8 protein-coding genes and 2 riboswitches are annotated in these 7,701 nt (G+C 42.2%); of the genes, 2 read left to right on the top strand and 6 right to left on the bottom strand.

The genetic code is table 11. From position 1 onward, the window contains the following. The 6 genes from AC1DVB_RS23890 to AC1DVB_RS23865 all read right to left on the bottom strand — a co-directional run. On the bottom strand, positions 1–103 hold a 103-nt coding region (locus AC1DVB_RS23890; protein WP_477591267.1), incomplete at its 3' end, for a GTP-binding protein. A gap of 430 nt (positions 104–533) precedes the next feature. Continuing rightward, the gene (locus tag AC1DVB_RS23885; RefSeq protein ID WP_477591265.1) at positions 534–1,067 is read right to left on the bottom strand and encodes a cupin domain-containing protein; all 534 of its coding nucleotides are present in this window, start codon (positions 1,065–1,067) and stop codon (positions 534–536) included. Positions 1,068–1,091: 24 nt separating this feature from the next. After that, the gene (locus AC1DVB_RS23880; protein ID WP_098864272.1) at positions 1,092–1,721 is read right to left on the bottom strand and encodes a methylthioribulose 1-phosphate dehydratase; all 630 of its coding nucleotides are present in this window, start codon (positions 1,719–1,721) and stop codon (positions 1,092–1,094) included. After that, positions 1,718–2,377 (bottom strand): 2-hydroxy-3-keto-5-methylthiopentenyl-1-phosphate phosphatase, encoded by a 660-nt coding sequence (locus AC1DVB_RS23875; RefSeq protein WP_477591263.1) that lies wholly within the window; start codon positions 2,375–2,377, stop codon positions 1,718–1,720. The genes AC1DVB_RS23880 and AC1DVB_RS23875 overlap by 4 nt, the downstream gene beginning before the upstream one ends. A gap of 6 nt (positions 2,378–2,383) precedes the next feature. Further along, complete coding sequence (mtnW, locus tag AC1DVB_RS23870) at positions 2,384–3,616, bottom strand: 2,3-diketo-5-methylthiopentyl-1-phosphate enolase (RefSeq protein WP_095678882.1); 1,233 nt, start codon at positions 3,614–3,616, stop codon at positions 2,384–2,386. 108 nt (positions 3,617–3,724) lie between these two features. Continuing rightward, a riboswitch (SAM riboswitch) is annotated at positions 3,725–3,878 on the bottom strand. Between the two features lie 129 nt (positions 3,879–4,007). Beyond that, positions 4,008–5,180, bottom strand: a complete 1,173-nt coding sequence (locus AC1DVB_RS23865) for an aminotransferase class I/II-fold pyridoxal phosphate-dependent enzyme (protein ID WP_477591260.1) — start codon at positions 5,178–5,180, stop codon at positions 4,008–4,010. Positions 5,181–5,279: 99 nt separating this feature from the next. On the opposite strand from AC1DVB_RS23865, the gene AC1DVB_RS23860 reads away from it, so the two are divergent. Together AC1DVB_RS23860 and mtnK are read left to right on the top strand one after the other, a co-directional pair. After that, complete coding sequence (locus tag AC1DVB_RS23860) at positions 5,280–6,062, top strand: carbon-nitrogen family hydrolase (RefSeq protein ID WP_054400398.1); 783 nt, start codon at positions 5,280–5,282, stop codon at positions 6,060–6,062. A 71-nt stretch (positions 6,063–6,133) separates the two neighbouring features. Next, positions 6,134–6,287: riboswitch (SAM riboswitch) on the top strand. 78 nt (positions 6,288–6,365) lie between these two features. Continuing rightward, a complete protein-coding gene (gene mtnK / locus AC1DVB_RS23855) occupies positions 6,366–7,568 on the top strand; it encodes an S-methyl-5-thioribose kinase (protein ID WP_477591258.1) in 1,203 nt (400 codons plus the stop codon). Positions 7,569–7,701 lie beyond the last annotated feature (133 nt).

Here is a 7,701-nt window from a genome sequence, read left to right as displayed (position 1 = left end):
CTTTTCTGCCCGCTTCACTTTCCTGTTTTAAAATATTTCGAAGAAGCGTCGTTTTCCCGCTGCCGAGAAAGCCGCCCAATATGTACACTTCGGTCGTTTTCATTCTTATCTGCTCCTAAATCCGGTTAAATTCGATTCCGTTAAATTTTATCATAATTAGCTTACTAAAGCACTTGCCGGATTCACATAAAAAAACCAGCCCGTAAGCTGGTTTTAGACTAGACATTTTCGAAGAAAAGCGAGTTCGACTGCAGTTTTTTATTTAAAAACGTCCAGTCGATTTCAGAAATTGCTCCCTTTCCGCCGACTGTCTCCCGAGCCTCCTCGGCGCAAGCGCCTGTGGGGTCTCGGCTAGCCAGTTTTTCGGCAGGAGTGTCGCAAGTTTCTTCAATCTTGCGAGATTTCTTTCCTATAAAATAGAAAAAACACAAAGGGATTAATGTTTTTTTAAAAAATCAAGATTAGGTGAGATCATTCCGACTTCCCTTTCTACAAATAAAAACCAGCCCATAAGCTGGCTTTTCAACATTGATTCATGCTTGAACTTCGTCTTTTTCGTAAATCGGCACCCATCCTGCAGCAGTTACGAAAATCCGGACAGCAACAGTTTTCCTATCTTCCGCGAGCGTGAAATAATGTCTTGTTGATTCTGGTACACTAATAAGATCTCCTGGATTAAGCCGTACATCAAACCACTGTTTATCATTGCCTTCAATGGCAAAGATACTCGTTCCGCCTGCTATGAAACGCACTTCATCATCTTCGTGATGGTGTTCCTGCTTAAAGTTTTCAAGCATTTGATCCAAGTTCGGATTTGCATCGGATAATGTGATGATATCATGGGCTTTATAGCCTCTTCTTTCAGAGATTTCCGCTATCTCTGATTGGAATGTTACAAGGATTTCCTCCTTGTCAGCATCTGATAGATCGTATTTTTCCACAAGATGTGCAGGTAATTTAGAAATGTCCCATTGCTCATAAATAACCCCTTGTGTTTCTAAAAAACCTTTTACCTGTTCACCGTTTTCAATAATATCGTTTGTTTCATGGAATCTGATCGTCGCCATCATTCATTCCTCCTCTATGAGTATTTATCTTATAGAACCTGCAAACGCCTTTTGTTGATTAAGTAACAGTTGATATTGAAATAAAAATTCGCAGGCTTCAAGTATTCTTTTTGCCTCGAATCCGCTTTTGCCCCAAACCGTAATGCCATGATTGCGTATCAGCACAGCGCCAGAGTCTTCTTCGACATGCGGCTTGAACTTATCGGATAGCAGCGGTATGTCAGCGTGATTATATATGATTGGAATCCGAAGCTCCGAATCTTCATCCCACCGACCGGTCGCTTTAATGATTTCATGATTACGAAAGGAAACTTGGCCTTCATCTCCGTACAATTCCGATATCACATTATTTTCAACTGTATGGACATGGAGTACACAGTTCGCATTGGTTTTTCGGTAAATGTCTGTATGAAGTAAAGTTTCGGCCGATGGTCTTAGGTTCGTATCTTCAACTGGTTTTCCTTTTAAATCCACCAGTAAAAAGTCCGTATCCGATTGCTTCCTTTTATCCTTACCGCTTGCGGTAATATAAAAGAAAGGGCTTTTGGGTTCGCGGATGGACAAATTCCCGCTTGTTCCCATAAACCAATCCCTTTCGGCCAGTTCAGCTTTAATATCTGCCAACTCAAGCCATTCTTTAGAATGAGTGTTCACGCTTTAACCACCTCCTGCTGCTTTATAATGTCAATTACATCAAAAAATGTTTCGAATCCTTGATGTGGAATTCCTTCCCTACCGCATTTTTCAAGCAATATGTCACGGGCTATGACAAAATCGGCCTGTTTTGCCGCTTCAAAATCCGTAACTGAATCTCCAATAACGAGTTTAAAATCTTCCGGACCCGCACTTTCCCTCATAATGGATGGCTTGCAGCAACCGCAATCATTACTACATTGCTCATCACAAGCATGTGGCCACTCAATATAAATCTTTTCCTTATCAAAAAATGCATGGTTGCAATAAACGGACTCTTTTGGCAAGATATCATTCAAAAGGGGTGAAATGAAAAAATCCATGCCCCCGCTTACAATATATAAAGGGATATTGGCTTGTTTCGTATACTCAACGAATTCATAAAACCCTGGTCGAATGCCGGCCGTTTTTCTTACATATTGGATGATGTCATCCTTCAAGCCACTATCAAGCAGGGAAAACATATCCCCAACTCCTGAAGATATACTGATTTTTTGCTGAAGGACACCGTCTTTCAACGCTTCCCATTCCGGAGGCGCAAATTTCTTCATAATTGAAATGATATTATCTGTGTTGGTGATCGTTCCGTCAAAATCACAAAAGATGATCGGTTTCATTATTTCTTATAGGCCTCCCCACAACACAAGAGCTTTTTTTAGGGTTTCTTCCTCAGCCGCCGCTTCAGAAAGTTCCTTTCCTGCCAGAACGGCTTCCACAGCAGAACGGAATGCCTTGGCACCGCCCTCTGCTCCGTCAGGGTGCCCGTGAATTCCGCCTCCGGCATTAATCACACTATCAAGCCCGAAATCCTTGATCAGGTCCGGAACCATGCCCGGATGAATGCCTGCAGAAGGAACAGGGAAGGCTTTTTTCCATGAAAGTTCATCTCTTGTCAGAGCTTCAGCAATCGCTAAGGTCTCCGTTTTTTCAAGTGCGACATTTCCATAAGGGGAAGGGAACAAGGATAAATCCGCGCCTGATAACCTTACTAATTTACCAAGCAATAATGGATAGCCGATACCATAAAATGATGAAGATGCCAATGCCCCGCTATATGCGGGGTGCGCCATGATCGGCAGCTTTATACGATCATGTTCACTCAAGGCCTGCAATACATCCAAACCATATGTATGAACGTTGAACAATAAAGCATCTGCCCCTGCTTCAGCCGCTTGCTCTGCCTTATCCAATAATTCAAAAGTTTTCCCAGATAGATTGACAGCATATAAAGTACGGTGGCCAGTGGTTTCATAGACTTCATTCAATATTCTTTTTCCCGTTTTTATTCTATCGAAAAATGGAGTCAGTTCCTGGTCGAAGAGGATCTCATCATCCTTAACTAGGTCGACACCTCCCAATGCTTGTTGCTTCAGTTGCTCATTATGAAATGTTAGGTCTCTTCCCAATACACCTTTAAAGATGCTCATCACCAAGGGCCGGTTAAATACGCCAAGCTTTTCCCTTATGCCTTCAATGCCAAATTGCGGCCCGGGAAAAGCTTTTTGAATATCACCGACAAAATCCAAGTCTATAAGTTTTATTTCACCGTCCAATGAAAGTTTGCCGAAGACCGTCGTAAGGATTGCCGGTAAATCATTGGAGAAATTCCTTGCCGGATAGGCAATTTTAATCAGCGAACGGTATACTTTCCGATTAAAGTAGCTGTTTGCCCTCTCTTCTTCAGATAGGGGTGTCACCGATACGACGCGTCCCTTATGTTTTTCCAGTTGTTTCTGTACCAAATGCGGCAAGTCCGTCCATGTCCCGACAGTCAGACCCAAGGCAATGCTCTCTGCTTTTTTCTCATGATTTCCAATAAAGTCATGAATTAAATAAGTAGCGACTATCTCGCTCATCTGATCACTCCTATAACACGTTAGTAAACTCTCGATGTCACTATTGGCCTGAGATGGTCTCAAAATGGCAAAAGCCCCTTCATAAAGAAGAGGCTTTAAAAAGCCATCTTCTTATCTCCCAGCCATCGGCTGCAAGAATTAGCACCGTGCCTTGTGGATTTCAAAAAAATCCGGCGGAAGGATTCCGCCCCATTTTACAATGGAATTACGGTCGGTTGCTGGGCTTCATCGGGCTAGTCCCTCCACCTGCTCAAAATAAGAAAACGCTGATATATAAGTTGCATCCAAGTATCGAAAGATTAAGAATTTATTTTGTATTCTGACAGGTAATTCCTACTTTGTCAATAAGTTTTAACTATTTAAAGGTGAATAAATCGGATATCTTATTGCATTAAAATAAGTTTAATGTCCGTATTCGTTCCACAGCCTCTTGCAGCCGTTCTTCCGAAGTCAGTAGCCCTACCCTGACATAACCTTCGCCAAATTCACCGAACCCATTCCCTGCGGCAACAGCTACATGGGCATGCGTTAATAAATAGTCCGCAAAACTCTCGGACGTAAAACCTTCAGGTACCTTGAGCCAGGCAAAAAACGATGCCGCTGGAGCTTTGACTTCCCATCCGATGGACCTCAATCCCTCAATGAAAACATTCCTTCGCCCCTCGTACATTTGCACTAACTGCTCTACACAGGTCTGTGAGTCAAGCAAAGCGCTTGCCGCAGCTTCTTGTATCGCCGGGAAAAGACTCACATAAAGATGGTCTTGTAATAGTTCAAGAGCTTCTATTACACTCTTATTGCCCACTGCGAAGCCGACTCTCCACCCTGCCATATTGTATGTTTTCGATAGAGTGTATATTTCAACTCCTACATCCTTCGCTCCCTCCGCCTGGAGAAAGCTTATCGGTTTTTTTCCATCGAATCCTATCGCCCCATAGGCGAAATCATGGACCACACAAATTGAATGTTCTTTTGCAAAGGAGACGGTTTCATCAAAGAAACTTTCAGTTGCAGAAGCGCCTGTGGGATTATTCGGATAATTCAAGAACATCATTTTGGCTTTATCAAGAACTTCTTTATGTATGTCATCGTATTTCGGAAGAAAATCATTTTCTTCTGTCAAGGGCATCAGTTCGGTCTTTGCCTGGGCTAAAACAACACCGGAAAGATAATCCGGATAGCCGGGATCTGGAACAAGGATTGTATCACCTGGATTCAATAAACACTGCGGAAGTTCGACAAGACCTGCCTTTCCCCCGAAGAGAATCGCCACTTCACTATTCGGATCCAGCTTGACACCGTATTCCCGTTCATAAAAGACGGCAGCAGCATCTTTTAAATATTGATGTCCCCGGAATGGCGRATATTTATGATTAATCGTTTTTTCAGCGGCAGTTTGCAAACTTTTGACGATATGTTCCGGCGTCGGCTGATCAGGGTTTCCCTGGCCTAAATTAATGACATCATGTCCTTGCTCCGTGATTGCATTGACTTTTGCGACCAGTGAAGCAAAAAACTGCTTGGGCAGGTCCTGAAGCAGTCCGGATTTTTCGAATTGCACCATTTATACACCTTCTCTGAAATTTCTTGAAATTCTAGTCACAAATGATATATGTTTATCGTAGTCTTGTAAAGCATTTTTTACATGTGGGGGGGTTAAACGATGAAGTGGAAAATAGCTTGTATTCAAATGGATATAGCTTTCGGGCAACCAGATATCAATTTTCAGGTTGCAGAACAATGGATGGAAAAAGCAGCTCGGTCCGAACCCGATATCGTCATATTACCAGAGCTTTGGACAACCGGATACGACTTGACCAGGCTGAATGAGATTGCTGATCAAGAGGCAGAAAAAACGATTGAATTTCTTAAAACACAGGCACAGAAACACCAGATTCACATCATCGGCGGTTCCATTGCGAAAAAAACAAGCAAGGGAATCTATAACACCATGATCATCATCGATAAACACGGAAAGCTCATTAAAGAATATGATAAGCTTCACTTATTTCAATTAATGGATGAACATCATTTCCTGCAGCCAGGTGAAAAAGATGGTTTATTTACTCTTGATGAAAAAATATGTGCCGGGTTCGTTTGTTATGACATTCGTTTCCCAGAATGGCAGCGAGCCCATACCGTTCAAGGCGCGGAAGTTCTATTCGTTACGGCTGAATGGCCAAAGCCGAGACTAGATCACTGGAGAGCTTTATTGATAAGCCGTGCCATCGAGAACCAAGCCTATGTTGTAGCCGTTAATCGTACAGGTTCGGATGTCAATAATATATTTGCGGGCCATTCCTTGATTATTGATCCATGGGGGAATATCATAAGTGAAGCCGGAGAAGGAAACGAACTATTGACAGGCACCTTGGACTTCAACAAAGTTACGGAAGCACGTAACAAAATACCTGTATTCGAAGATCGCCGTCCTGATTTTTATTAATTTACCCATTGACAAACTATTTAAAAAGTTGATATTATTTTCCCGAAGATTAAAATTTCAGAAAACATTTACTCTTATCAAGAGCAGGCTGAGGGATAAAGGCCCTATGAAGCCCAGCAACCGACTGTAATACCATTGTGAAATGGGGCGGATCTTCCGCCGGATTATTGAATCCACAGAGCACGGTGCTAATTCCACCAGAATTCATTTTCTGGAAGATAAGAGGTCCGAAGCCAAAACTTCTGCCTCTTTCTATATGAAAGAGGCTTTTTTATTCTTATTTTGAATCTGGAGGGGAAAAGAATGACTCAAAACCATTCAAATTTTAAGAGATTGACAAACGAAACAGCTATAACTCTTGCAAAAAAACTTGGGTTGGTCAATGCGGATGCAAGTTTGAAATGTAATGAAATCGGCGATGGAAACTTAAATTATGTTTTTCATATTACAGACACGGTCACAAACAAAGGTCTAATAATCAAACAAGCGGTCCCTTATGCCAAGGTACTTGGTGAAAGCTGGCCGCTGACATTGAAAAGGGCAGCCATTGAAGCGAATGCGCTGATTCATTTCAGAAGTTATTGCCCCGAATTCGTACCGCAAGTCTACTATTCGGATGAACAGCTTGCCATCACAGTCATGGAGGATTTATCGCACTTGAAAATCGTTAGAACAGGATTGATCGATGGCGATTCATATCCATTGCTTTCACAGCATATTGGTGAGTATGTTGCGAAGACGGCATTTTATACATCCGATTATCATTTAGAACCCTCTTCGAAAAAGGAGGTGGCCCGACATTTCACGAATCCCGAACTCTGCAAAATCACTGAGGTCTTTATTTTCACGGATCCATTTTTTGAGGAACTCCCTGGAGACTTCGAGGTGGAATTGAAAGATGCCGCCCAAAAAATATGGAATGATCAAGAAGTGATACTTGAGGTCGCCAAGCTGAAGCAAAGCTTTGAAACCGAGCAGGAAGCCTTGCTTCATGGAGATTTACATACTGGAAGTATATTTGCAAGTGTAACTGAAACAAAGGTTATTGACCCGGAATTCGCTTTTTATGGGCCAGTTGGTTTTGATCTTGGTCAATACACCGCCAATCTTCTCTTTCAGGCAGTCACACGCAATGGCGCTGGAAAGGAAGAGATTTTCACGCTCCTTCATGAATTTTGGAATGCCTTTGAAGAAACTTACACCAAATTATGGGAGGTCCAAAATGAAAGTCCATTCCGCCATGTGAAGGGTTATCTGCCTTATTTACTGACAAAATTCAAAAAAGATGCATTCGGCTTTGCCGGCTGCGAACTGATTCGGCGAACCATTGGCCTTTCCCATGTAGCCGATTTAAACGTCATTGAAGATAAAGAAACAAGGATCGCAGCCAAAACGGCAACATTGGAAATCGGTACTTTTTTAATTAAAAAACGGGGAGAATTGGATGTTCCAGCCGTCATTGAAGCGTTGAAGCAACGGACACTGCCATCTTACTCAACCATTTAAAAGGAGACCTGCACATGACTACACTAGCACCCTTACCATATTCGGTACATTGGGATGATACCCATATTACATTATTAAATCAACAAGCCCTTCCTTCCATAACTGAATTTATTGAACTTCATTCTGTTGATGA

This window comes from Peribacillus sp. P4_D6 (assembly GCF_056401795.1).
The sequence above is the reverse complement of the archived record's forward strand: the minus strand, read 5'-3'. Positions and strand labels throughout refer to the sequence as shown.